Source organism: Pseudomonas borbori, from assembly GCF_900115555.1.
Lineage (GTDB): Bacteria > Pseudomonadota > Gammaproteobacteria > Pseudomonadales > Pseudomonadaceae > Aquipseudomonas > Aquipseudomonas borbori.
Genome location: NZ_FOWX01000008.1, coordinates 11,472 through 36,037, shown reverse-complemented (window position 1 = coordinate 36,037; position 24,566 = coordinate 11,472). Strand labels below are relative to the sequence as shown.

The following is a 24,566-nucleotide window of genomic DNA, read 5'->3' as shown; positions in this document are numbered from 1 at the left end:
CCCTTTCGAACCTGACTCAACCGCGGCGAGCGCGGTGCTGATTAATGGCGGATTGAATGGCGGCCAGCACTTCGCCATCCGGCTGCTGAATAGCCGGCCTGACGGACGATTTCGTGGCTACGGGTACTGGCGTATGAGGGGCGAACAGTTCGATCAGACGCGACATCACGCGGATCGCCCCCACCAACAAAACCAGAAAGAGAAATACAAAGCCCAGGCCGAACAACATGAGCTCGACACCCTCGAGCAGGAGTTGACTGGCGGTCATCGTGACTCCTTTTTGCCAGCAGCATTGGGCTGCATTCGTTATTGATAGGAGCGCCCGAGAAATGTCCCGGGCAAAGCTGGCGCACCTTAGCTTGAAACGGTCGTTTGAGCAAACCCCAGACTGCATTTGGCGACAAATTCGGACAAAAAAGCGCCACGCATTCACCGCATAAATAAGAGCATCCCGCTACAGCAGAAACACCGTGGCCAGCCCGAGGAAAATGAAGAAGCCGCCACTATCGGTCACCGCGGTGATCATCACACTGGCCCCCATCGCCGGATCGCGGCCCATGCGTACCAGGGTCATGGGAATCAAAACCCCCATCAATGCCGCGAGCAGCAGATTGAGGGTCATGGCCCCAGTCATCACCACACCCAGCGACCAGCTGTCGTACAGCATATAAGCGACCACCCCAATCACCCCGCCCCAGACCAGGCCATTGATCAGGGCAACGCTCAGCTCCTTGCGGATCAGCCGCGTGGTGTTGCCGGTACTGACCTGATCCAGCGCCATGGCACGCACGATCATGGTAATGGTCTGATTGCCCGAGTTACCGCCGATACCGGCCACAATCGGCATCAAGGCAGCCAGCGCCACCAGCTTTTCGATGGAATCCTCGAACAGGCCGATCACCCGCGAAGCGATGAACGCCGTGATCAGATTCAGCGCCAGCCAGGCCCAACGGTTGCGCAGCGACTTCCAGACCGAGGCGAAGATGTCTTCCTCTTCGCGCAGACCGGCCATATTCAGCACTTCGCTTTCGCTCTCCTCGCGAATCAGGTCGACCATCTCGTCGATGGTCAGACGGCCGATCAGCTTGCCGTTCTTGTCCACCACCGGCGAGGAGATCAGGTCGTAGCGCTCGAACGCCTGGGCGGCATCGTAGGCATCCTCGTCCGGATGAAAGCTCACCGGATCAGTGGCCATCACCTCGCTGACCAGCTTGTCCGGGTCGTTGACCAGCAGGCGCTTGACCGGCAGCACACCCTTGAGCACGCCGTCGTAATCGACCACGAACAACTTGTCGGTATGCCCCGGCAGCTCCTTGAGCCGGCGCAGGTAACGCAAGACCACTTCCAGGCTGACGTCTTCGCGGATGGTGACCATCTCGAAGTCCATCAGCGCACCGACCTGTTCCTCCTCATAGGACAAGGCCGAACGCACCCGCTCACGCTGCTGCGCATCGAGGGTTTCCATCAACTCATGGACGACATCGCGCGGCAGCTCGGAGGCCAGGTCCGCCAGCTCGTCGGCATCCATCTCCTTGGCCGCCGCGAGGATTTCGTGCTCGTCCATGTCGGCGAGCAGCGTTTCACGCACCGCATCGGATACTTCGAGGAGGATATCGCCGTCGCGCTCGGCCTTGACCAGTTGCCAGACAGTCAGACGCTCGCCCAACGGCAGTGCTTCGAGGATATGGGCGACGTCGGCGGAGTGCAGCTCATCGAGCCTGCGCTGCAACTCGGCCAGGTTCTGCCGGTGCACCAGGTTTTCCACCCGATCGTGATGCGGGCCTTCCTGACGATGGGTCAGGTCTTCGACCAGCTTGTGCCGATGCAGCAACTCAACCACCTGGGCGAGGCGGTCCTGCAGGCTTTCTTGCGGCTTCTTGGCTTCTACTTCAGTCATGGCACGCTCCACCCCCAGCGGCGGCGCACGCCAAAGAGGGTCAATCAATCAGTACGCGATTGCACAATCGAGACTCAGAGTAACTACTGGGTAAGTCCATGGTGGTGATCCACAAGCCCCGGCGGGGCTGACGGGCAAAATGATAACACCGCCCGGCGGCTTTGCACGTTAGAAAAAGCAGGCCAGAACAAGCCTTTGCAGCACAAACCTGAGCATTTTCTCAGAACCCGTAGCTGCGACGCCGGAGACAGCGCACAAGGCACCACTGGCAAAGCCGACCTGATCGACTAGGCTTGCCGGACGACCGTCAAGGAGGACGTCACCATGCATGGACTGCGCTGCGCAGCTTTCTGCGCCATTCTGCTGTGCCCACCACCCCTGCTTGCTTCAACCGTATTTCGCTGCGAAGACGCCAACGGCCATGTCACCTTCACCCTGCAAGGCTGCCCCGCCGAACAGGCGCAATACCTGCAGGAGGCCTATAACCCCACACCCGGCAGCGGCAAACCCACGCCACTGGCCAAGCCAGCAAGAGCATCACGCAGCAAGGCAGCGACAAAGGGCAGCGAACCGGTGGTGGTCGGCGAATCGCAGGATGGCTGCGGCAACCTGGTCACCGGCAGCGAGCGGCGCACGGCCATCATCAAACAGCAGATACGTAGCGGCATGCACCGCAGCGACGTGGAAAGCAGCCTCGGCACGCCGGACCGGATCAGCAGCCAGAACGGCCAGACGCGCTATCACTACCGCGACCAGCGAGGTAATAGCCGCCAGGTGAGTTTCGACGAGGCCGGCTGCGTCAAAGGCAAGCGCTAGCCCGCCCCGCCCAGACCGCAGGATGGCATTGAGCGCAGCGCCACCCTCCCGGGCCTCAGCTGCACAAACCCGGAGCCGCGACACGCGCACAGGCCCACAGAGACAAAACAGCAGACAAAGAAAAAGGGCCTGCATCGCTGCAGGCCCTTCTATTTGGTGCACTCAGGAGGATTCGAACCTCCGACCGCTCGGTTCGTAGCCGAGTACTCTATCCAGCTGAGCTATGAGTGCATGTGGTGCTTTTCAACCAGATCACCGCTGGCTTGAAACACGACCCGCATCGCTGCCGATCATCTTCAATATGGTGCACTCAGGAGGATTCGAACCTCCGACCGCTCGGTTCGTAGCCGAGTACTCTATCCAGCTGAGCTATGAGTGCACTGTCCGGCGCATTATAGGGGTTAAAAATTTTCTATCAAGCTTAAATCAGATTAATTTCAACAACTTACCGATCAAAGCAGGACCAACACCTATAACACTGAATAATGGCGGAGAAGGGGGGATTCGAACCCCCGACACCCTTTTGAGATGTACTCCCTTAGCAGGGGAGCGCCTTCGGCCACTCGGCCACCTCTCCGCAACACGGGGCGCATGATACCCATCTTTGCCCCGCTTGCAAAGCCAAAAATTAGATAAAAATTAGTGGCTTGGTTCTTCGTCTTTCTCTTTCTGGATGCGCTGGTAAATTTCCTCACGGTGCACGGCTACTTCCTTCGGCGCGTTAACGCCAATGCGCACCTGATTGCCCTTCACGCCCAACACGGTGACAGTGACCTCGTCACCCACCATCAGGGTCTCACCGACCCGGCGAGTTAGAATCAGCATTCCTTTCTCCTCACGGATTAAATCCAATACAACAGTCTGCAAAAAAGAAAATGGTGGCAGCCCCGCTTAATCTCAAGCGAGGCCTTCACCCAAGTATTGACTAGTGTGGGCAGAAAGAAAGTCCATCCACGCCAACCAAAAAGACGAAAGGCGCGCAATAGTGCGCGCCTTTCGGGCAATGCCTCAGTCGCCCTGTCGGGCCGGGGCATCCAGTTCGAAGGCGCTGTGCAAAGCACGTACCGCCAACTCCAGATATTTCTCCTCGATCACCACGGACACCTTGATTTCCGAGGTGGAGATCATCTGGATATTGATATTTTCCTTGGCCAGGGCCTCGAACATGCGGCTGGCAACCCCGGCATGGGAGCGCATGCCGACGCCGACGATCGACACCTTGGCAATCTTGATGTCGCCAATCACTTCGCGCGCACCCAGTTCACGCGCGGTATTTTCCAATACCTGCTGCGCAGCCTGATAATCGTTGCGGTGCACGGTGAAGGTGAAATCGGTGGTGTTATCGTGCGCCACGTTCTGCACGATCATGTCGACTTCGATATTGGCGGCACTGACAGGGCCGAGAATCTTGAACGCCACGCCCGGGATGTCCGGCACGCCACGGATGGTCAGCTTGGCTTCGTCGCGGTTGAAAGCGATGCCGGAAATGATCGGCTGTTCCATGGTTTCCTCTTCATCAAGGGTAATGAGGGTGCCCGGACCCTCTTTGAAGCTGTGCAATACGCGCAGCGGGACGTTGTACTTGCCGGCGAACTCCACCGAGCGGATTTGCAGCACCTTGGAACCCAGGCTGGCCATTTCCAGCATTTCTTCGAAGGTGATCTTCTCCAGACGCTGAGCCTGGGGCACCACACGCGGATCGGTGGTATAGACACCATCGACATCCGTGTAGATCTGGCACTCGTCAGCCTTGAGCGCCGCCGCCAGGGCCACGCCCGTGGTGTCGGAGCCGCCACGCCCAAGCGTGGTGATATTGCCGTGCTCGTCCACTCCCTGGAAACCGGCGACCACCACCACCCGCCCGGCCTTGAGGTCGGCACGCAGTTTCTGATCGTCGATCTGCAGGATACGCGCCTTGTTGTGCGCGCTATCGGTGAGAATGCGCACCTGATTGCCGGTGTAGGACACCGCCGGCACACCGCGGCGAACCAGGGCCATGGTCAACAGGGCAATGGTCACCTGCTCGCCGGTGGACAGCATCACATCGAGTTCACGCGGCACCGGCTGATCATCACTGGCCTGCTTGGCCAGCTCGATCAAACGATTGGTTTCGCCGCTCATGGCGGAAACCACGACCACGATGTCATCGCCGTTTTCGCGGAACTTCTTCACCTTCTCGGCCACCTGCTGAATCCGCTCAACAGTGCCGACGGAGGTGCCGCCAAATTTCTGTACGATCAAAGCCATTTCAAAGCCGCCTCAGCCCGTGAAGGGCGCCCATTAAACATTCAACTCAATACGCTGCCAAGGCCTGCCGGGCGTAATGCAGCCCCTGGCGTTCACAGACGCGACAACTACCGGTGCCTACAGACCTTGCTCGGCATAGCTCACGGCCAGCGCCAAGGCACCATCCAGCGCGCCGGCATCGGTGCCGCCACCCTGCGCCATGTCCGGACGACCGCCACCCTTGCCACCGACTGCCGCCGCGGCCTGCTTCATCAGCTCGCCGGCCTTGAGTTTGCCAGTCAGGTCCTGGGTCACACCGGCCACCAGCACGACCTTGCCGTCCTGCACGCCGCCGAGCAGGATCACCGCACTGCCAAGCTTGTTCTTCAACTGGTCGACCATGGCCAGCATGGCCTTGCCGTCCAGGCCGTCGACCCGCGCACTGAGCACTTTGCTGCCCTTGACGTCGACGGCGGAGCCGGCCAGGTCATTACCGGCCGAACTGGCGGCCCTGGCCTTGAACTGCTCCAGCTCTTTTTCCAGCTGACGGTTGCGTTCCAGCATGGCGGTCAGTTTGTCCAGCAGGTTGTCGCGACTGCCCTTGACCAGTGCGGCGGCTTCTTTCAACTGTTCTTCCGCGCCATTCAGATAGGCGAACGCCGCGCCACCGGTGACCGCCTCGATACGCCGCACGCCCGCCGCGACACCGCCTTCGCTGGTGATCTTGAACAGACCGATGTCGCCGGTACGGGCCACATGGGTACCGCCACAGAGCTCGACGGAAAAATCGCCGCCCATGCTCAGCACCCGCACCCGATCGCCGTACTTCTCGCCGAACAGCGCCATGGCGCCTTTCTGCTTGGCCGTGTCGATATCGGTCTCGAGGGTTTCCACGCTGCTGTTGTTGCGAACCTGGGTGTTGACGATATCTTCCAGCGCCCGCAACTGCGCCGACGAGATCGCCTCGAAGTGGCTGAAGTCGAAGCGCAGGCGCTGGCTATCGACCAGCGAACCCTTCTGCTGCACATGCTCGCCGAGCACCTGCCGCAATGCGGCGTGCAACAGGTGCGTCGCCGAATGGTTGAGCGCGGTGGCCTGACGCACGCTGGCGTCGACTTCGGCCTTGATCGAGGCGCCTACGCTCAGACTGCCCTTGACGACCATGCCGTGGTGCAGGAAAGCACCGCCGGCCTTGGTGGTATCGCGCACATCGAAACGCACGCCGGCACCTTCAAGGAAGCCGCAGTCACCGACCTGGCCACCGGATTCGGCGTAGAACGGCGTCTGATCGAGCACCACCACGCCCTCCTCGCCTTCGTTCAGGCGATCGACCGCCTGGCCATCGGCGAACAGGGCGATGATCCGGCCGCTGCCGCTGGTGCCCTCGTAGCCGAGGAAGCGTGTATCGCTGTCGATCTTGACCAGGGCGTTGTAGTCCATGCCGAAGGCGCTGGCGGAACGGGCGCGCTCGCGCTGGGCCTGCATTTCGCGCTCGAAGCCGCTCTCGTCCAGGGTCAGGCCGCGCTCGCGGGCGATATCGGCCGTCAGGTCGTAGGGAAAACCATAGGTGTCGTACAGCTTGAACACCGTCTCGCCGGGGATCAGCTTGCCCTTGAGGCCGACCAGATCCTGCTCGAGAATCCTCAGGCCCTGTTCCAGGGTCTTGGCGAACTGCTCTTCCTCGGTTTTCAGCACGCGCTCGATATGCGCCTGCTGCTGCTTCAGCTCCGGGAAGGCTGCGCCCATCTCGGCAACCAGGGCGGCGACTATCTGGTAGAAGAAACTGCCCTGGGCGCCCAGCTTGTTGCCGTGCCGGCAGGCGCGCCGGATGATCCGGCGCAGCACGTAGCCGCGGCCTTCGTTGGACGGGGTGACGCCGTCGGCGATCAGGAAGCCGCAGGAACGGATGTGATCGGCGACCACTTTCAGCGAGGCCTGGCCCTCGTTGGCGCAGCCGATGGCCTGGGCCGCGGCGTTCAGCAGGCTCTGGAACAGGTCGATCTCGTAGTTCGAGTTGACGTGTTGCAGCACCGCGCTGATGCGCTCCAGGCCCATGCCGGTGTCCACGCTCGGCGCCGGCAGCGGGTGCAGCACGCCGTCAGCGGTGCGATTGAACTGCATGAACACGTTGTTCCAGATCTCGATGTAGCGGTCGCCGTCTTCCTCCGGCGAACCGGGCGGGCCGCCCCAGATGTGCTCGCCGTGATCGAAGAAGATCTCGGTGCAAGGGCCGCACGGGCCGGTATCGCCCATGGTCCAGAAGTTGTCGGAGGCATAGGGCGCGCCCTTGTTGTCGCCGATGCGGATCATCCGCTCGGTCGGCACGCCGATTTCCTTGTTCCAGATGTCGTAGGCCTCGTCGTCGTTGGCGTAGACGGTGACCCAGAGCTTGTCCTTGGGCAGCTTCAGCCAGTTGTCGCCGGTGAGGAACTCCCAGGCGAAGTGGATGGCATCGCGCTTGAAGTAATCGCCGAAACTGAAGTTGCCGAGCATCTCGAAGAAGGTGTGGTGACGCGCGGTGTAACCGACGTTCTCCAGGTCGTTGTGCTTGCCGCCGGCGCGCACGCACTTCTGGCTGGTGACCGCACGGGTGTAGGCGCGCTTTTCCAGGCCGAGGAAGCAGTCCTTGAACTGGTTCATCCCGGCGTTGGTGAACAGCAGCGTCGGGTCGTTGCCCGGAATCAGGGAACTGGAAGCGACACGGGTGTGCCCCTTCTCTTCGAAGAAGCTGAGGAAAGCTTCACGGATTTCAGCGCTTTTCATAGGATCATCCAAGGAAACAGGCGGCCACGGCAAAGCCGGCAAAGGGCCGCATTATATCGGGCCTGTAGCATCGGTACAGCGTGTTTATCAATAGATAGCGGCTATAACGCCGCACGGCGGAGAAAACGACGACCGTTGGGGCGGGACCGGCTAACCGGCGTGGCTTTTGTCAGGCCTGGGTTCAAGCCGTCGAGTACCCAGCAACGGCATCCGCGCTGCAGCCATAATGCTTTCGGCGCTTTCGGGGCCCATCGCGGCTAAAGCCCCTCCCACCAGGTGGTCGTCGCGCCACCAACATGGCGCCAGCCGGTCTGGCGATGCCTGAACGCTCCGGGCCTGACGCCGCCAATCCATCCCTGGAGCGGACTGGCTCAAGCCCGCGCGAAGGCGGCAAAGGCCTCGAGCACCCGGTCGATGTCCGCGGTGCTGACATCCATATGGGTAACCATGCGCAAACGCGGTGCGGCGATCAGCTGGATTCCGCGCTCGGCGCAAAAAGCCTTCAACGCATCCGCTCGCTCGCCGACCTGGGCATAGACCATATTGGTCTGCACCGGCTCGACCGCGTAGCCCAACCCGCGTAGCCCGTCGGCCAGGCGTTCGGCATTGGCATGATCCACGGCCAGGCGCGCCACCTGGTGCTCCAAAGCATAGAGGCCGGCGGCAGCCAGCACGCCCGCCTGACGCATGCCGCCACCGACCATCTTGCGCAGGCGCCGCGCCTTGCCGATCAGCTCGGCGCTGCCGCAGAGCACCGACCCCACCGGCGCGCCCAGGCCCTTGGACAAACAGACCGAGACCGAATCGAAGTGCCGGGTGATCTCCCTGGCCGCCACGCCCTGCCTGACTGCCGCGTTGTACAGCCGCGCGCCGTCCAGGTGCAGGGCCAGGCCGCGCCTGCGGGTCAGCTCGCGGGCCGCGGCCAGATAGCTCGACGGCAGGACCTTGCCCTGCATGGTGTTTTCCAGCGCCAACAGGCGGGTGCGGGCGAAGTGGAAGTCGTCCTGCTTGATGGCCGCCTCGACCTTGCCCAGGTCCAGCGAGCCGTCGGCTTCGCCCTCGAGCGGCTGCGGCTGGATTGAGCCCAGCACCGCGGCGCCGCCGCCTTCATATTTATAGGTGTGCGCCTGCTGGCCGACGATGTATTCGTCGCCTCGCTCGCAGTGGGCCATCAGGCCGAGCAGGTTGCTCATGGTGCCGGTCGGCACGAACAGCGCGCGGGCAAAGCCCAGTTCGGCCGCCAGGTACTGCTCCAGGCGGTTGACCGTGGGATCCTCGCCGTAGACGTCATCGCCCAGCTCTGCCGCCAGCATGGCCTCGCGCATGCCCGGGGTTGGCTGGGTAACGGTGTCGCTGCGCAGGTCGATGATGGCCATGGGCGGTTTCCCTTAACGTGACGAAAACCCCGATGCTAAGGCGCTCCAGGCATGGGAACAAGGTACAGATGGGTCAATAGGACACAGGACAGATCAGCCCCGCAGTAGCGATCTTGTAGCCCGGATGAAATCCGGGAGTATTTATCGGCTACCCCCGTAGGGTGCGCCGCGCGCACCGGATACATGGATCATCCGCAATCCGATCATGCACCCCGTCAGCCTGGTGCGCATGGCGCACCCTACGCCAGCTGGGCGCAGCGAGGCTTGTGCATCAACATGGAATCTACAGATCGCACCCCAGCGGCGGATCAGGCCAGTTGCACGTCTTTGGCAGGGACGATGAGGATGGCGGCGCGCAGGCCGTTTTTCACCTTGGGGTTGGGGAAGATGATTCGCGCATCCGGCTCTTCCACAACCCAGCGGGTGCCGGCCAGATCCTCGGCCAGCAGGTAGCCGACCGGCAGCTTGCTGAAGTTTTCGATATCCGCCGGCAGGTGCAGCTTGAAGGTGTCGCTGTGCTTGATGATTTCCCGCGCCACGGCGAACAACTGCAGCCCGCGCAATTCGGCGTCCTGCTCCTGTGGCTCGGGTTCGCAGCCTTCGATGATGTGCTGCAGGCGCTGCTCGAGCCGATCCAGGTTGACCTCCTGGTTCTGCCCGAAGGCTCGCGCCTTGCCCAGCTCCAGGGTGAACGATTCCGCCCCCAACTGGGTGTAGGTGTAGGCGCTGAAGGTGATCGAGCTCTTGTTGTGCAGCAGCACTGCCTCGATCCCTGCGGCGTTCAACCGGGCCAGCTCGCGCAGGCTGCGCGGCCGCCCCTCCTGCCAGGGATAGAGGGCGAACTGCTCGATCTGCGAGGTCCGGATCGCGGTATGCAGGTCGTAGTGCAGGCGCGTTCGCTCGGGTTTGCTGAAAAAGGTTGCGGCCAGGTGCTCGAGATCGCAGGCGCGCATGGCCTCGACCCCGGCATGTTGCTCGTGCTGGCCGTTGAACAGGCGATTGATGTCCTGCTCGATATAGCGCTCGCCGCGGCGGATCGCCGGCGGGTTGCCGAACAGGAAGAGGATCCGCGCCCGCGGCTTCAGCTCGCCACGGGCAATACCGCGCAGCAGGCGGTCGAGCAATTCGATGGGAGCGGTTTCGTTGCCGTGGATGCCGGCCGAGAGCAGCAGGTCCAGACCGTTGTCGCTGGCCACCGACGGCGTCACTTCCAGCGCACCTTCGGCCAGCCAGCGCAAGCGCGCGCCCTCGGGCGTCAGCTGGATCTTCGCTGCCGGCTCAAAGCCGGCGAGGGTCAGTTCAAGCAGTTTGCCGAGGGCAAGCATAGCAATTACCTCAATCGTGGTTGCAGTCGGGGCCGTGCACGTGCCCGTCGTCGCCGGGCTCGGCCGGTTCCATCTCCAGCTCCAGGCTGACCAGGTTGGTGGCCAGCGGACGCAGCAGCAGATTGGTGTACTCGCTGTCGTCCTCGGCCGAGTCCACGCCGATCATCAACTGATCATTGCCCACCTGCTGAAACCAGACTTCCTTGCCCTGCCACATCACCGCAAAGCGGGTGCAGGTCGTTTCCAGCTGAGTGCCATCTTCATCTTCGAGGATCAGTTGCAGGACATCGGACATTATTCAAAGCTCCACGCTATACGCCATAAGCAGCAAGTTTAGAACGCCAAGCGTGCGCTTGAGGCTGATGGCTTGCCGCTCAGTTCAGTTGAAAAGGATAAACCGCGCCCAGTTTAAGGATCTGGGTCAATTCATCCAATGCCGTGCGGCATTCGATCAGCAATTGCGGGTCGGCCAGTTCGCTCTCGCCGAGGCGATCGCGGTAGTGCTTGTCGACCCAGACGTTGAGCCTGTCATACAGCTGCGGGGTCATGATCACCCCCGGATTCACCGCCGCCAACTCGTTCTCCTTGAGCGCCACGCGCAGGCGCAGGCAGGCCGGGCCGCCGCCGTTCTGCATGCTTTGTTTGAGATCGAACACCTTGACCTCGCGAATCGGTCCGCTGCCGCCGGTGAGCCGCTGCAGGTAATTCCACACATTGGCGTTGTTGCGGCACTCCTCCGGCACGATCAGCAACATGCCGCCAGCGGCGCGCGGCAACAACTGGCTGTTGAACAGGTAGGACTTCACCGCGTCCTCCACCGTGACCGCATCGCGCGGCACGCACACCGCCTGCAGCGTGCCGCCACGCCGGGCGAGCTTGTCCGCCAGCTCGGCCAGCACCCTGTCGGTATCGAGGAAGGCGTCCTGGTGATAGAACAGCACCTCGCCGTTACCCACCGCGATCACGTCGTTGTGGAATACCCCCTGATCGATCACCGCCGGATTCTGTTGAGCATAGACCACCCCGGCCTCGCTCAGCCCATGCAGGCGCACCACGGCCTGCGAGGCTTCCAGGGTCTGCCGCGCCGGGTAGCGTTGCGGCGCCGGGAAACGGCCGTCGAAGGCGCTGCGCCCGAACACGAAGAACTCCACCCCGGCATCGCCATAACCTTTACAGAAACGCGTGTGGTTGGCCGCGCCCTCGTCGCCGAACTGCGCCACCGCCGGCAAGGCGGCGTGGTGAGCGAAGTGCTGCTCATTGGCGAACATGGCGCCGAGCAGGCGGCTGGTGGTCGGATGCTCGATGGAACGATGGAACTTGCAATTGAGGTTGGCGGCGGTGAAGTGCACCCGGCCATCGGCCGTATCGGCGCTGGGGCTGACGGTGCAGGCGTTGGCCGTCCACATGCTCGAGGCCGAGCAGCTGGCAACCAGTAAAGGCATGGCCTCCTGCGCCGCCCGCTCGATCACCCGGGCATCGCTGCCGGTGAAGCCGAGACGGCGCAGCACCGCGACATCCGGGCGTTCCTGCGGGGCCAGTACGCCCTGCTTGAAGCCCATTTCCATCAGCGCCTTCATCTTCGCCAGGCCCTGCTTGGCGGCCTGTTTCGGGCTGGAGTCGGCCTGGCTGTTGCTCTGCGAGGCAACATTGCCGTAGGACAGGCCACCGTAGTTGTGGGTCGGGCCGACCAGGCCGTCGAAATTCATTTCATAAGCGGACATCACAGGCTTACTCCCGGGGTCAGGGTGGCGGGCAGGCTCAGGCGTTCGCTTTCCAGCGAGGCCACCGGATAAGCGCAGTAGTCCGCCGCGTAGTAAGCACTGGCGCGGTGGTTGCCGGAAGCGCCGACGCCACCGAACGGGGCCGTGCTGGCGGCGCCGGTGAGCTGCTTGTTCCAGTTGACGATGCCCGCGCGGCTGTGCAGCCAGAACTGCTGGTAGCGCGCTGCGGAATCCGACAGCAAACCGGCGGCCAGGCCGAACTGGGTGTTATTGGCCTCGGCGATCGCCCCCTCGAAATCGGCATAGCGGATCACCTGCAGCAGTGGGCCGAAGAACTCTTCGTCCGGCCGCTCGGCCACCGCGCTGACATCGATGATCCCCGGCGTGAGCAAGGCTGCGCCGGGCTGCGCCTGGGTCATCGCCAGCAGCGCCGTGGCGCCCTTGCCGAGCAACTGCTGCTGGGCCTGCAGCAGCTGTTCGGCCGCTGCCAGGGAAATCACCGAACCCATGAAGGGCGCCGGCTGTTCGTCAAAACGGCCGACCTTGATCTGCCCGGCGACCTGGACCAGGCGCGCGAGCAAGGCATCGCCCCACTCGCCCTGCGGCACCAGCAGACGGCGCGCGCAGGTGCAGCGCTGGCCGGCGGAGATGAAGGCCGACTGCACGATGGTGTAGACCGCCGCCTCGACGTCGGCGAGCTGATCGACGATCAGCGGGTTGTTGCCGCCCATTTCCAGGGCCAAGATCTTCTCCGGGCGACCGGCGAACTGGCTGTGCAGCAGGTTGCCGGTGCGGCTCGAACCGGTGAAGAACAGCCCGTCGATGCCGGGGTTGCCGGCCAGGGCCACGCCGGTGTCACGCGCCCCCTGCAGCAGATTGAGCACGCCGGCCGGCAGACCGGCTTCGATCCAGCACTTGAGCGTCAGCTCGGCGACTTTCGGCGTCAACTCGCTGGGCTTGAACAGCACGCAATTGCCCGCCAGCAACGCCGGCACTATGTGGCCGTTGGGCAGGTGGCCGGGGAAGTTGTAGGGGCCGAACACCGCTACCACGCCATGCGGTTTGTGCCGCAGCACGGCAGTGGCGTCGGCCAGCGGCGCACTCTTCTCGCCGGTCCGTTCGCGGTAGCTTTGCACCGAGATGGCGACCTTGTTGACCATGCTGGTCACCTCGGTGGCCGACTCCCACAGCGGCTTGCCGGTTTCCTCGCCAATCGCCCGGGCCAGCTCGTCGGCATGTGCCCTGAGGGCCACGGCGAAACGCTCCAGCACGGCGATGCGCCCATCCAGGGAGCACGAGGCCCAGCCCGGGAATGCCGCGCGAGCAGCCACCACGGCGGCCTCGACCTGGGCGACGGAGGCCGCCTGGCCACGCCAGACCACGGCCTGACTGACCGGATTCAACGACTCCAGGGCTTCGCCCTGACCAGGCTGCCAGCTACCGGCGATGTAATGAGTGCTCATATTGTTTTATCACTCCCAGCAATTTCATCACCCGGCGTTGCGCCGGATGGGCTATTCGATCGAACCGCCCGGATCGACTCCAGGCAGCTCGGGGGTATTCAGCCGCGGGCCGACAGCGGCACCGCTCTGACCTGATCGCCGACCGCCAAGCGCAGGCGCTTGGCGGTCAACGGATCGACCACCAGGGTGCCGGCGGCCAGGCGTGCGGCGCCGACGGTGATCCGGCAGTCTTCGCGCTTGCGGTTGTGGATCAGGAAGGTGGTGGCGTCATCGCCCGGCGTACCTATGGCCAGCACCAGCGCCTGGCTGTCGCGCACGGCACGGATTTTCGCGGTTTCCGCCTCGATGGCCGGGCCGGCGTCGAAGATGTCGACATAGCCCTGATAACTGAAGCCTTCGCCCTTGAGCATGGCCAGCGCCGGCTCGGTATCCGGGTGGACGCGGCCGATGATGTTGCGTGCATCTTCGGAGAGGAAGCAGGTATAGAGCGGGAACTTGGGCATCAACTCGGCGATGAAGGCCTTGTTGCCGACCCCGGTCAGGTAGTCCGCCTGACTGAACTCCATCTTGAAGAAGTGCCGCCCCAGGCTTTCCCAGAACGGCGAGCGTCCCTGTTCGTCGGACATGCCGCGCATCTCGGCGATCACCTTGTCGCCGAACGACTCGCGGAACTCGGCGATAAACAGCAGGCGCGCCTTGGACAGCAGACGGCCATTGAGTCCCTTGCGGTGATCGCTGCGCAGAAACAGCGAGCAGAGTTCGGAGTTGCCGGTCAGGTCGTTGGCCAGGAACAGGGTGGGAATCTGCCGATGGATATTCAGTTCCTGCGAGGCGCTGACGGTCAGGCCCACGCGGTAGTTGTACCAGGGCTCGCGCAGACCGACCGCACCGGCCACGGCGGAAATACCCACCACCTCGCCGGCGTCGTCTTCCAGCACGAACAGGTAGTCGGCGTCGGCGCGTTCGGCCTTGCCGGTGAAGGTCTTCTCCGCCCAACCGACGCGATGCGCCAGGCGCTCCTCGTTGGCCGGCAGGGTGGTCAGGCCAGCGCCGGTAGTGCGCGCCAGAGCAATCAACGCCGGAAGATCGGCAGTGCGAACGGGACGAACGATCATGCGCTAACTCCTTAAACCGCAACCAGACGCACGCTGGCGCCCTCGCCGACGCCGAGTGCTTCGGCAGCTTCGAGACTGAGGGTGACCGGCTTGCCAGGTACCCAATCCAGGTCCGCGACGATCGCGCGAAAATCCTGCAGCAGGCCGTTGCTCACCAGATACGGCCGCCCACCCTTGATCGGCTCGCCGATCCTGACCGGCACCACACGGCTCTGGGCGATCGAGCGAATCCCCGAGGTGCGCGCATGCAGGGTCGGCCCGCCGTCGAAAATATCGATGTAATGATCGGTCTCGAAGCCTTCGCGCATCAGGATGTCGAAGGTCACCTGCGCCCGCGGGTGCACCTGGCCCATGGCCTCCTGGGCCGCATCCGGCAGCAGCGGCACATAGATCGGGTAGTGCGGCATCAGCTCGGCGAGAAAGGTCCGGCTTTTCAGCCCGCACAGGCGCTCGGCCTCGGCGTAGTTCATGTCGAAGAAATTGCGCCCCACGGCATCCCAGAACGGCGAATCGCCATGCTCGTCGCTGTGCCCGACGATCTCCACCACCACGGCATCGGCGAAGCGCTCCGGATGGTTGGCGACGAACAACAGGCGCGCCCGCGAGTTCAGCTCGGACCAGACGCTACCCACCAAAGGCCGCTCGACGTAGAAGCTGGTCAGCAGGCTGTTGCCGGTCAGGTCGTGGCACAGCGAGAGCACGTGGATCTTGTTGTGGATCTTCAGCTCACGCGAGTTGTGCACGAAGGTTTCGTTGCGAAAGCTGTAGAACGGCTCGGAATACCCGGCCGAGGCGACGATGCCGGAGCAGCCGAGCAAGTGCCCGCTGTCGCTGTCTTCGAGGACGAAAAAGTAGCTTTCCTCGCCATTGAAACTTACCTCGGCGGCCAGCGAGGCATCCGAGGCGGCGATCTTGTCGCGCAGGCGGCCGGCATCGTCCGGCAGCGAAGTCACACCAACCGGGCTGTCCGCGGCGAGACGCTGCACCTCACTCAGGTCGGCCATTTGCGCGGGGCGCATCACCAGCATGGTGTCACTCCTTTTCAAGAAAAGCCCCAGGCCGCTCAGCGCGAACCGCCTGGAGAAACTGCAACCCGAAGGCCACAGCACACACGGAGATAGTCATCCCTGGAAGTAGCCCGACTCATCCTTAAGCCGGGCAAGCGCGGCCCGTGGCGAGCGCAAACGGACGCCGCCGGGCTGTCGACTCAGGCTTGCGTCAGCTTGGCCAGGGCACGTTCGAAACGCGCCAGGCCCTCATCGATATCGACCTCTTCCACCACCAGGCTCGGGGCGAAACGCACCACATCCGGACCGGCTTGCAGCACCATCACGCCCTCCGCCGCGGCGGCATCGAGAATCGCCTTGGCCTTGCCTTTCCAGGCATCGCTGAGCACCGCGCCGATCAGCAGGCCGAGGCCGCGCACCTGGCTGAACACGCCGTACTGCTCACCGAACTGTTCCAGGGCGACCTTGAAGCGCTGCCGCTTGGCTTTCACCCCATCGAGCACTGCCGGGGTATTGACCACATCGATCACCGCCTCGGCCACCGCACAGGCCAGCGGGTTGCCGCCGTAGGTGGTGCCATGGGTACCGACCACCAGGTGCTTGGCCAGCGCTTCGGTGGTCAGCATGGCGCCGATCGGGAAACCGCCGCCCAGGCTCTTGGCGCTGGAGAGGATGTCCGGGATCACCCCGTAATGCTGGTAGGCGAACAGCGAACCGCTGCGGCCCATGCCGGTCTGCACTTCGTCGAAGATCAACAGCGCGTCGTGCTGGTCGCACAGCTCGCGGGCCGCCTGCAGGTAGGCCAGGTCGGCCGGCAGGACGCCGCCTTCACCCTGGATCGGCTCCAGCACCACGGCGCAGGTCCTGGCGGAAACCGCGGCCTTCAGCGCCTCGATATCGTTGTACGGGACATGGTTGATGCCCTGGATCTTCGGCCCGAAGCCATCGGAATACTTGGGTTGACCGCCGACGCTGACGGTAAACAGGGTGCGGCCGTGGAAACTGTTGGTCGCCGCGATGATTTCGTACTTGTCTTCGCCGAACCGGTCGAAGGCCACCCGCCGGGCCAACTTGAAGGCGGCCTCGTTGGCTTCGGCGCCGGAGTTGCAGAAGAACGCGCGCTCGGCGAAGGTCGCGTCGACCAGCTTGTGCGCCAGGCGCAGGGCCGGCTCGTTGGTGAACACATTGGAAATGTGCCACAGCGTATTGGCCTGTTCGGTCAAGGCGGCGACCAGGGCCGGATGGCAATGGCCCAGGGCATTCACGGCGATGCCGCCGGTGAAGTCGATCAGCTCGCGACCACTTTGATCCCAGACTCGGGAACCCGCACCGCGCACCGGAATGAAGCCGGCCGGGGCATAGTTGGGAACCATCACTTGGTCGAAATCGGCGCGTTGCACCGGATCGTGCTGAACGGACATCGGAGCTCTCCTGACGAGTAACACCTGCATTGGGTGGCAGGCGATGGGAAGGATTGTAGGGATTGATTCGGAGTGGGCATTGCCGCCATGCGACAACTTCTTATAGCGCCAACCCGGGGAAAACCGGCGCTTTCGCAAATGCGACAGAAAGCGTCGGGAAGGCGCAGTTTAAACGCTGATCGGCACATTCGGGCACGCTGCGCGGAAATTATCCACAAGCTGACCGGCAGGTTTCGCGGCTAACACGACGGGTGCGCCGTGCGCACCACTCACTGGGCTCCTTGGCGCGCACGACCTAGGCGGCCCCGCGCACCCTACGCCGTGACCGGCTGCCCCTGCACCACCGGCGGGCGATCCAGGCCGAGGAATTCGCTCAGGGCGGCTTGCTGCGCCATCGCATCCTGATAACCCAGTTCGATCAGCTCGTTGCAATAGCCGGCTTCGAACAACAGATAGCTGAGCACGCCCGCGCCGCCGGCCTTGGTCGCTCCCGGACCGCGCAGAAACAGGCGCAGCACCGCAGTCAACTCGTGGCGATGGCGGGCGGCGATCTCGTCCAGCGGCTGGCTCGGCGCAATCACCAACACCTCCACCGGATTGAGCCCCAGGCCACGCGGACGTTGCTCCGGCGGGATCAGCCTGCTCATCAGATTGAGCCGTTCGAGCAGTTCGATATCGCCTTCCAGGCTGTCGATAAAGGTACTGTTGAGCATATGCCCGCCTATTTGCGCCAGGCTCGGCGGCTTGACCGCCTGCACGGCGGTGACCGCGCCGCCCGACTCGGCCTGCGTGTTGCCACTGACGCCGACCACCAGCACCCGGGTCGCGCCCAGGTGCAACGCCGGGCTGATAGGCGCGGACTGGCGCACCGCGCCGTCGCCGAAATACTCGCGATTGATCTTCACCGGCGGGAACAGCAACGGAATCGACGAGCTGGCCAGCAGATGCTCGACGCCCAGGCGAGTCGGCACCCCGACCCGGCGGTGGCGCAGCCAGGGATCGATGGTGGCGCGCCCCTGATAGAAGGTCACCGCATGCCCGGACTCGTAACCGAACGCCGTCACCGCCACCGCGCGCAACTGGCGCTGGCGCACCGAAGCGGCGATCCCGGAGAAATCCAGCTCGCGCTGCAACAGCTCGCGCAGCGGCGAACTGTCGAGCAGCGCCACCGGCACTTCGCCGCCCAGGCCCAGCAGGCTGTGGCCGATAAAGCGGCCGGCTTGGCGCAACACCCCCGGCCAGTCGCTGCGGTACACCTGATGGGTATGAAAGCCCTGCCAGACCCTGGTCAGGCGGCGTACCGCCTCGCCAAAATGCAAGGCCCCGCACGCCAGGCCGACCGCGTTGATGGCGCCGGCCGAGGTGCCGACGATCACCGGAAAGGGATTCTGCGCGGCATCCGGCAACAAATCGGCAATCGCCGCCAGCACCCCGACCTGATACGCCGCCCGCGCGCCGCCACCGGAAAGAATCAGTCCGGTGACCGGCTGGCTGGAGGAAGTGCTTGGTGTCATAGGGGGAGTTCCGAATCCTTTAACTTGCAGGTCTGGCAGGAGGGGCGCCCGGCCGCGCCTATTGCCATTCTCATCAAAAAATAAATAAGCCGTTGTTTTATATTGAGAAATAAAAGCAGAACAAAGACCTGTAGGAGCGGGGGGGACGCCCAGTTCCATGCCCGCGAAACCCATCGCGGGCATGGCCGGCTCCTACAGGCACCCACAAGCCGATAGACGCAATTACCTCAAGTTTGCTGCGCGACAGCGCGGCGTCGAAGAGGGGCGGCCACTCCTCCTACAGGAGCAGCAATAATTGATCGCTGATCGATTGCGCCCTCGCTCCTCGCCACTACTGCAGGCACTAGCGGCGGCGCTTCTTGTACAGCTTCGCCTCGCCATCCGGCCGCGTCTTGAAGCGCCGGTGGGCCCACAGGTACTGCTCGGGCTGCTGACGAATCGCCGCCTCGATCCACTGATTGACCCGCAAACAGTCGGCCTCCTCGCTCTCCCCGGGGAAATCGGCCAGCGGCGGGTGCACCACCACCCTGTAGCCGGAGCCGTCGGCCAGGCGTGTCTGGGTGAAGGGAATCACCCGCGCCCGGCCCAGGCGGGCGAACTTGCTGGTCGCCGTCACCGTTGCCGCCGGCACACCGAACAGCGGCACGAAAATACTGCGCTGGGCGCCATAGTCCTGATCCGGCGCATACCAGATCACCTTGCCGGCGCGCAGCAGCTTGAGCATGCCGCGCACATCGTCGCGCTCGATCACCCCCTGCAGACGCTGCTCGCGACCACGGCGCTGGACATAATCGAACAGCGGATTCTTGTGCGGCCGGTACATGCCATACATATGCTGCTGCATGCCCAGCAGGCCGCCGCCCATTTCCAGGGTGGTGAAATGCAATGCCATCAGCAGCACGCCCTGCCCTTCGGCCTCGGCCGCACGAATATGCTCGAGCCCCTCGACCCGGCCCAGCCTGGCCAGCCGCGCCGCCGGCCACCACCAGCTGATCGCCATCTCGAAGAAGGTCATGCCGGTCGAGGCGAAGTTCTCCCGCAACAAACTGCCCCGCTCAGCGGCCGACAGCTCGGGGAAACACAGCTCCAGGTTGCGTACGGCGATCTGCCGACGCGAACGCGCCAGGTGATACATCAAGCCGCCAAGCCGGCGCCCCAGCCACATCAGCAGCGAATAAGGCAGAAGCGCGAGCAGCCACAGCAGGCCGAGCCCCAGCCATAGCGGCCAGAAGCGCGGATGCAGGAAATAGGCACGAAAGGCTGGACGATCCATCAACGATCCCGAGCAAAGCATAAAGCCGGGCATTCTAGCACCGGCGTTTTATCAGAAGTTGAGCAAAGACTCGCCCCGGCTTGCAGCCCAGCGGGGTTATCGCTATAAGTCCGGGCTACTTTCGTCACGACCGACAAGGCGTATCAGGCAGACCATGAGCCAAGCCGATCTACTCGAGCAAGACCCCGTATTCCAGCTCAAAGGCAGCATGCTGGCCATCACCGTGATGGAACTGGCGCACAACGACCTCGAGCGCCTCGATCAGCAACTGGCCGCGAAAGTCGCCCAGGCACCGAACTTCTTCAGCAATACCCCGCTGGTACTGGCCCTGGACAAGCTGCCGGAAGGCGAAGGCAGCCTCGACCTGGGCGCCCTGATGGCCCTGTGCCGCAACCATGGCCTGCGCACCCTGGCCGTGCGCGCCAACCGCGAAGACGATATCGCCGCCGCCAGCGCCCTGGACTTGCCGGTGCTGCCGCCCTCCGGCGCCCGCGAGCGCCCGGTCGATCCGACCGGCGGTAGCAGTACCGCGAAAAAGCCGGAAAAGCCCGCAGAACCCGAGGTCAAGCCGAGCAAGATCATCACCAGCCCGGTGCGCGGCGGCCAGCAAATCTATGCCCAGGGCGGCGACCTGATCGTCCTGGCGCCGGTCAGCGCCGGCGCGGAACTTCTCGCCGACGGCAACATCCATGTTTACGCGCCCATGCGCGGCCGCGCGCTGGCCGGCATCAAGGGCAACGCCAAGGCACGCATCTTCTGCCAGCAGATGGGCGCGGAACTGCTGTCCATCGCCGGCCAATACAAGGTCGCCGAAGACCTGCGCCGCGACCCGTTATGGGGCGAGGCGGTGCATGTCAGCTTGTCGGGTGACGTGTTGAACATCACCCGCCTTTAACGGATACTGCCGCCAATTTTCAGGGACATAAAAAGGCATCTGGAAGCCGCATACGGCTGTCGGATTCCCGTCTTTCTTCACATTTTTGGGGTGAATCACCTTGGCCAAGATCCTCGTAGTCACTTCCGGCAAGGGTGGCGTGGGTAAAACCACCACCAGCGCCGCCATCGGTACCGGCCTCGCCCTGCGCGGGCACAAAACCGTCATCGTCGATTTCGACGTCGGCCTGCGCAACCTCGACCTGATCATGGGCTGCGAGCGTCGCGTGGTGTACGACTTCGTCAATGTGGTCAACGGCGAAGCCACGCTGAAGCAGGCACTGATCAAGGACAAGCGCCTGGAAAACCTCTACGTGCTGGCCGCCAGCCAGACCCGCGACAAGGACGCGCTGACCGAGGAAGGCGTGGAAAAAGTCATCGAGGAACTGCGCAAGGATTTCGAATACGTGGTCTGCGACTCGCCGGCCGGCATCGAGAAAGGCGCCCACCTGGCGATGTACTTCGCCGATGAAGCGATTGTCGTGACCAACCCCGAGGTTTCCTCGGTGCGCGACTCCGACCGCATGCTCGGCCTGCTGGCGAGCAAATCGCGCCGCGCGGTGAACGGCGAAGAGCCGATCAAGGAACACCTGCTGCTGACCCGCTACAACCCCGAGCGCGTGACCAAGGGCGAAATGCTCGGTGTGGAAGACGTCGAGGAAATCCTCGCCATCCGCCTGCTCGGCGTGATTCCGGAGTCGCAAGCGGTGCTCAAGGCCTCCAACCAGGGCGTACCGGTGATCCTCGACGACCAGAGCGATGCCGGCCAGGCCTACAGCGACGCCGTCGACCGCCTGCTCGGCAAGGAAGTCGCCCACCGCTTCCTCGACGTGCAGAAGAAAGGACTCATGCAACGTCTGTTTGGAGCGCGCTAATGAATATTTTCGACTTCTTTCGTGAACGCAAGAAGGAAACCACGGCGTCCATCGCGAAAGAGCGCCTGCAGATCATCGTCGCCCACGAGCGCGGCCAGCGCAGCCAGCCGGACTACCTGCCGGCCCTGCAGCAGGAGCTGGTCGAGGTGATTCGCAAGTACGTCAACATCGACTCGGACCAGGTTCAGGTCGCCCTGGAGAACCAGGGCAGTTGCTCGATCCTGGAACTCAACATCACCTTGCCGGACCGCTGAAAGCCTTACTTTCGCGATGCTGAACCGAAATGGCGGCCTTATTGGCCGCCATTGCATTTATCCATATGTGGGAGGGGCTTTAGCCGCGACCGGCTTCAAAAGCATCGCGGCTAAAGCGGATCGCCGCCCGACCCCTTCCACAGAGAAAACCACCCACTCCATGCCGCTCAGCCAAATCGAAATTCTCCATCAGGACGCCGCCCTGCTGGTGATCAACAAGCCCACCCTGCTGCTCTCGGTGCCCGGTCGCGCCGAGGACAACCGCGACTGCCTGGTCACCCGCCTGCAAGACAACGGCTTCCCGGAAGCGCGCATCGTCCACCGCCTGGACTGGGAAACCTCGGGGATCATCGTCCTGGCCCGCGACCCGGACAGCCATCGCGAACTGTCGCGCCAGTTCCACGACCGCGAAACCGAGAAAGCCTACACCGCCCTGTGCTGGGGCCAACCGGAGCAGGACAGCGGCAGCATCGACCTGCCGCTGCGCTACGACCCGCCGACCAAGCCGCGGCATGTGGTCGACCATGAGGTCGGCAAACACGCCCTGACCCACTGGCGCGTGCTCGAACGCTGCGGCGATTACTGCCGGGTCGAGCTGACGCCTATCACCGGCCGCTCGCACCAGCTGCGCGTGCACATGCTGTCGATCGGCCACCCGCTGCTCGGCGACGCCCTCTACGCCCCGCCCTTAGCCCTGGCCGCCTACCCGCGCCTGTGCCTGCACGCCAGCATGCTCGGCCTGACCCACCCGCAAAGCGGCGAACGCCTGCGCTTCGACTGCCCCGCACCGTTCTAGCGTCACGTAGGGTGCGCTACGCGCACCAATAAAAACCCGCGCCATGGCCTCGAACGCCGGCGCGCACGGCGCAGCGCGGCTGCTTATTCCCACAACCGAGAAGCTGCGCCTATAAATCATTCGATAATGTTCTTAAAAACGCTCTTGAAGCCGCTTCCAGCCGCCAACATATTTCTTCCAGACGGGGCTTGAAGCCTCGGCCTCGAGCCCCGCAAACACGTCTCTGGTTCATAAACCACAGGAGGTTTGCGATGTACGAATCCCTGTTTAACTTCCCTGGCGGCCTGCTCGCCGAGTTCGAACGGCTGCAGCAGGAGTTGCAGCAAGAGTTTGCCAATCTCGGTCGACCGGGCAGCATTCGCGCGCTTGCCAGCGGTGCCTTCCCGACCATCAACGTCGGCAGCACCCCTGGGACGATCGAGGTCTACGCCTTCGCCCCAGGCCTCGACCCGGCAACCCTGGATATCCAGATCGACCACGGCCTGCTGTCGATCAGCGGCGAGCGCAGCAGCGCCGAGCCGCAGGACAACGGCAGCCTGTCGGTCTATGCCAACGAGCGTTTCAGCGGGCGCTTCAAGCGCACCGTGAACCTGTCCAAGGATGCCGACCCGGACAAGGTCGAGGCGCACTACCGCAATGGCGTGCTGCACATCAAGGTGGCGCGTCAGGAGTCGGCTCAACCCAAGCGCATCACTATCCAATGACATTTCGCTAAGGAGGAAACTGCGATGAGCGAGAAACAAGTAGTCCGCCGCGGCGAATCCGCGGAAGAACTGCAGACGCTGCTGCCGCGGGTCGACGTGTTCGAGAACAAGGACGGCATCCTGCTGCTCGCCGACATGCCCGGCGTGCCCAAGGACAAGCTCGAGCTGCGGGTCGAAAACGACACCCTGCTGATCGAAGGCGAGATAGCTCCCGACACCCCGGAGAACATGGAGGCGGTCTATGCCGAGGTGCACCTGTCGCGCTATCGCCGGGCCTTCAGCCTGAGCTCGGAACTGGACACCTCGCGGATCGACGCCCAGTTGCGCGATGGCGTGCTCAACCTGCGCATTCCCAAGCAGGCCCATGCGCAGCCGCGCAAGATCGAGGTGAAAGTCGCCTGAACCGCCTGAGCGGCCGCAGCAGTTGCAGAGCGCGGCCGCTCGCAACCTGGAGGTCAACCGATGGAAAAGCTTACTGATCTGAAACACGGCCTGGAGGAAACCTGGCACTCGCTCGGCGAGGGCTGGCGAAGTTTTCGCGAGCGCACCAGCGGTGCCCTGACCCGCTTCACCCCATCGACCAGGGGCAAGGCGTCGAGCGAAGTAGCGGCCGAGGCCTCGGCAGCGTCCCTGGCTCCCGCCGACTTCCCGTCAGCGAACTGGGCCCTGCTGGCCGGCGATGTGTTCGAGGACAGCGACAAGTTCGTCGTGCGCCTGGAAATACCCGGCCTGGACAAGCAAGACGTGGATATCGAAGTACGCAACGACGTGCTGATCGTGCGCGGCGAAAAACGCTACGAGCAGGAATCCAGCAGCGGCCAGTATCGCGTGCGCCAGTGCGCCTTCGGCAGCTTCCATCGCAGCATCCCGCTGCCCCTGCCAGTGCTCGCCGACAAGACCTCGGCCAGCTACCGCAACGGCGTGCTGCGCATCGATCTGCCCAAGGCCGAACACGCCCGCGGCCGGCGCATCGAAGTCCGCGGCGAGTGACCCGCCAGCAAAATATCGCGCCGGGTCGGCCCTCCCACAAGAGCGGCAAACACCGCATTCCCCTGTAGGAGGCCCGACCTCGGGGCGATGGCGGACA

General features: G+C 63.6%; 23 protein-coding genes and 3 tRNA genes. 8 read left to right on the top strand and 18 right to left on the bottom strand.

The window, feature by feature from the left end; translation table 11 throughout:
• Positions 1–16: 16 nt before the first annotated feature.
• Positions 17–268, bottom strand: a complete 252-nt coding sequence (locus BM315_RS07720) for an OadG family protein (RefSeq protein WP_090499511.1) — start codon at positions 266–268, stop codon at positions 17–19.
• A gap of 186 nt (positions 269–454) precedes the next feature.
• Positions 455–1,897 (bottom strand): magnesium transporter, encoded by a 1,443-nt coding sequence (gene mgtE / locus BM315_RS07715; protein ID WP_090499508.1) that lies wholly within the window; start codon positions 1,895–1,897, stop codon positions 455–457.
• 324 nt (positions 1,898–2,221) lie between these two features.
• On the opposite strand from mgtE, the gene BM315_RS07710 reads away from it, so the two are divergent.
• On the top strand, positions 2,222–2,713 hold the full coding sequence (locus tag BM315_RS07710) for a DUF4124 domain-containing protein (RefSeq protein ID WP_090499506.1): 492 nt from the start codon (positions 2,222–2,224) through the stop codon (positions 2,711–2,713).
• A 154-nt stretch (positions 2,714–2,867) separates the two neighbouring features.
• Here the strand turns inward: BM315_RS07710 and BM315_RS07705 are convergent.
• From BM315_RS07705 to BM315_RS07630, 16 genes are all read right to left on the bottom strand, one after another.
• Positions 2,868–2,944: transfer RNA gene (locus BM315_RS07705), tRNA-Arg, on the bottom strand.
• 71 nt (positions 2,945–3,015) lie between these two features.
• Positions 3,016–3,092: transfer RNA gene (locus tag BM315_RS07700), tRNA-Arg, on the bottom strand.
• Between the two features lie 107 nt (positions 3,093–3,199).
• A tRNA-Ser gene (locus BM315_RS07695) sits at positions 3,200–3,290 on the bottom strand.
• Between the two features lie 62 nt (positions 3,291–3,352).
• Positions 3,353–3,538: a carbon storage regulator CsrA gene (gene csrA, locus BM315_RS07690; protein ID WP_010490393.1), complete on the bottom strand. Its 186-nt coding sequence runs from the start codon at positions 3,536–3,538 to the stop codon at positions 3,353–3,355.
• A 183-nt stretch (positions 3,539–3,721) separates the two neighbouring features.
• Positions 3,722–4,960 (bottom strand): aspartate kinase, encoded by a 1,239-nt coding sequence (locus BM315_RS07685; RefSeq protein ID WP_090499504.1) that lies wholly within the window; start codon positions 4,958–4,960, stop codon positions 3,722–3,724.
• A 117-nt stretch (positions 4,961–5,077) separates the two neighbouring features.
• Entirely contained in the window at positions 5,078–7,702 is a 2,625-nt protein-coding gene (alaS, locus tag BM315_RS07680; RefSeq protein ID WP_090499502.1) for an alanine--tRNA ligase, read from the bottom strand.
• Between the two features lie 371 nt (positions 7,703–8,073).
• Positions 8,074–9,078 (bottom strand): low-specificity L-threonine aldolase, encoded by a 1,005-nt coding sequence (ltaE, locus tag BM315_RS07675; protein ID WP_090499500.1) that lies wholly within the window; start codon positions 9,076–9,078, stop codon positions 8,074–8,076.
• 308 nt (positions 9,079–9,386) lie between these two features.
• Entirely contained in the window at positions 9,387–10,403 is a 1,017-nt protein-coding gene (astE, locus tag BM315_RS07670) for a succinylglutamate desuccinylase (protein ID WP_090499498.1), read from the bottom strand.
• Between the two features lie 10 nt (positions 10,404–10,413).
• Entirely contained in the window at positions 10,414–10,698 is a 285-nt protein-coding gene (locus BM315_RS07665) for a topoisomerase II (protein ID WP_090499496.1), read from the bottom strand.
• Between the two features lie 79 nt (positions 10,699–10,777).
• Positions 10,778–12,124: an N-succinylarginine dihydrolase gene (gene astB / locus BM315_RS07660; protein WP_090499494.1), complete on the bottom strand. Its 1,347-nt coding sequence runs from the start codon at positions 12,122–12,124 to the stop codon at positions 10,778–10,780.
• Positions 12,124–13,587 carry a succinylglutamate-semialdehyde dehydrogenase gene (gene astD / locus BM315_RS07655; RefSeq protein WP_090499492.1) on the bottom strand — a complete coding sequence of 488 codons (1,464 nt, stop codon included), beginning with the start codon at positions 13,585–13,587 and terminating at the stop codon, positions 12,124–12,126. The genes astB and astD overlap by 1 nt, the downstream gene beginning before the upstream one ends.
• Before the next feature lie 98 nt (positions 13,588–13,685).
• A complete protein-coding gene (gene astA / locus BM315_RS07650) occupies positions 13,686–14,702 on the bottom strand; it encodes an arginine N-succinyltransferase (RefSeq protein ID WP_090499489.1) in 1,017 nt (338 codons plus the stop codon).
• An 11-nt stretch (positions 14,703–14,713) separates the two neighbouring features.
• Positions 14,714–15,730: an arginine/ornithine succinyltransferase subunit alpha gene (gene aruF / locus BM315_RS07645; protein ID WP_090499487.1), complete on the bottom strand. Its 1,017-nt coding sequence runs from the start codon at positions 15,728–15,730 to the stop codon at positions 14,714–14,716.
• Positions 15,731–15,909: 179 nt separating this feature from the next.
• Positions 15,910–17,130 (bottom strand): aspartate aminotransferase family protein, encoded by a 1,221-nt coding sequence (locus BM315_RS07640; RefSeq protein ID WP_090499484.1) that lies wholly within the window; start codon positions 17,128–17,130, stop codon positions 15,910–15,912.
• 314 nt (positions 17,131–17,444) lie between these two features.
• Positions 17,445–18,644: a patatin-like phospholipase family protein gene (locus BM315_RS07635; RefSeq protein ID WP_090499482.1), complete on the bottom strand. Its 1,200-nt coding sequence runs from the start codon at positions 18,642–18,644 to the stop codon at positions 17,445–17,447.
• A gap of 343 nt (positions 18,645–18,987) precedes the next feature.
• Positions 18,988–19,917 (bottom strand): lipid A biosynthesis lauroyl acyltransferase, encoded by a 930-nt coding sequence (locus BM315_RS07630; protein ID WP_090499479.1) that lies wholly within the window; start codon positions 19,915–19,917, stop codon positions 18,988–18,990.
• Between the two features lie 154 nt (positions 19,918–20,071).
• Between BM315_RS07630 and minC the strand changes: the two genes are divergently transcribed.
• The 7 genes from minC to BM315_RS07595 all read left to right on the top strand — a co-directional run bounded on the left by minC (position 20,072) and on the right by BM315_RS07595 (position 24,469).
• Positions 20,072–20,812 carry a septum site-determining protein MinC gene (gene minC / locus BM315_RS07625; RefSeq protein ID WP_090499477.1) on the top strand — a complete coding sequence of 247 codons (741 nt, stop codon included), beginning with the start codon at positions 20,072–20,074 and terminating at the stop codon, positions 20,810–20,812.
• A gap of 100 nt (positions 20,813–20,912) precedes the next feature.
• On the top strand, positions 20,913–21,725 hold the full coding sequence (gene minD, locus BM315_RS07620; protein WP_090499474.1) for a septum site-determining protein MinD: 813 nt from the start codon (positions 20,913–20,915) through the stop codon (positions 21,723–21,725).
• The gene (gene minE, locus BM315_RS07615; RefSeq protein WP_025165363.1) at positions 21,725–21,979 is read left to right on the top strand and encodes a cell division topological specificity factor MinE; all 255 of its coding nucleotides are present in this window, start codon (positions 21,725–21,727) and stop codon (positions 21,977–21,979) included. Before minD ends, minE begins: the two co-directional genes overlap by 1 nt.
• Positions 21,980–22,139: 160 nt before the next feature.
• Positions 22,140–22,775: an RluA family pseudouridine synthase gene (locus BM315_RS07610; protein ID WP_090499472.1), complete on the top strand. Its 636-nt coding sequence runs from the start codon at positions 22,140–22,142 to the stop codon at positions 22,773–22,775.
• A 251-nt stretch (positions 22,776–23,026) separates the two neighbouring features.
• On the top strand, positions 23,027–23,479 hold the full coding sequence (locus BM315_RS07605; RefSeq protein WP_090499470.1) for an Hsp20/alpha crystallin family protein: 453 nt from the start codon (positions 23,027–23,029) through the stop codon (positions 23,477–23,479).
• Positions 23,480–23,503: 24 nt separating this feature from the next.
• The gene (locus BM315_RS07600; protein ID WP_090499468.1) at positions 23,504–23,881 is read left to right on the top strand and encodes an Hsp20/alpha crystallin family protein; all 378 of its coding nucleotides are present in this window, start codon (positions 23,504–23,506) and stop codon (positions 23,879–23,881) included.
• A gap of 60 nt (positions 23,882–23,941) precedes the next feature.
• On the top strand, positions 23,942–24,469 hold the full coding sequence (locus BM315_RS07595; RefSeq protein WP_090499466.1) for an Hsp20/alpha crystallin family protein: 528 nt from the start codon (positions 23,942–23,944) through the stop codon (positions 24,467–24,469).
• Positions 24,470–24,566: the final 97 nt, after the last annotated feature.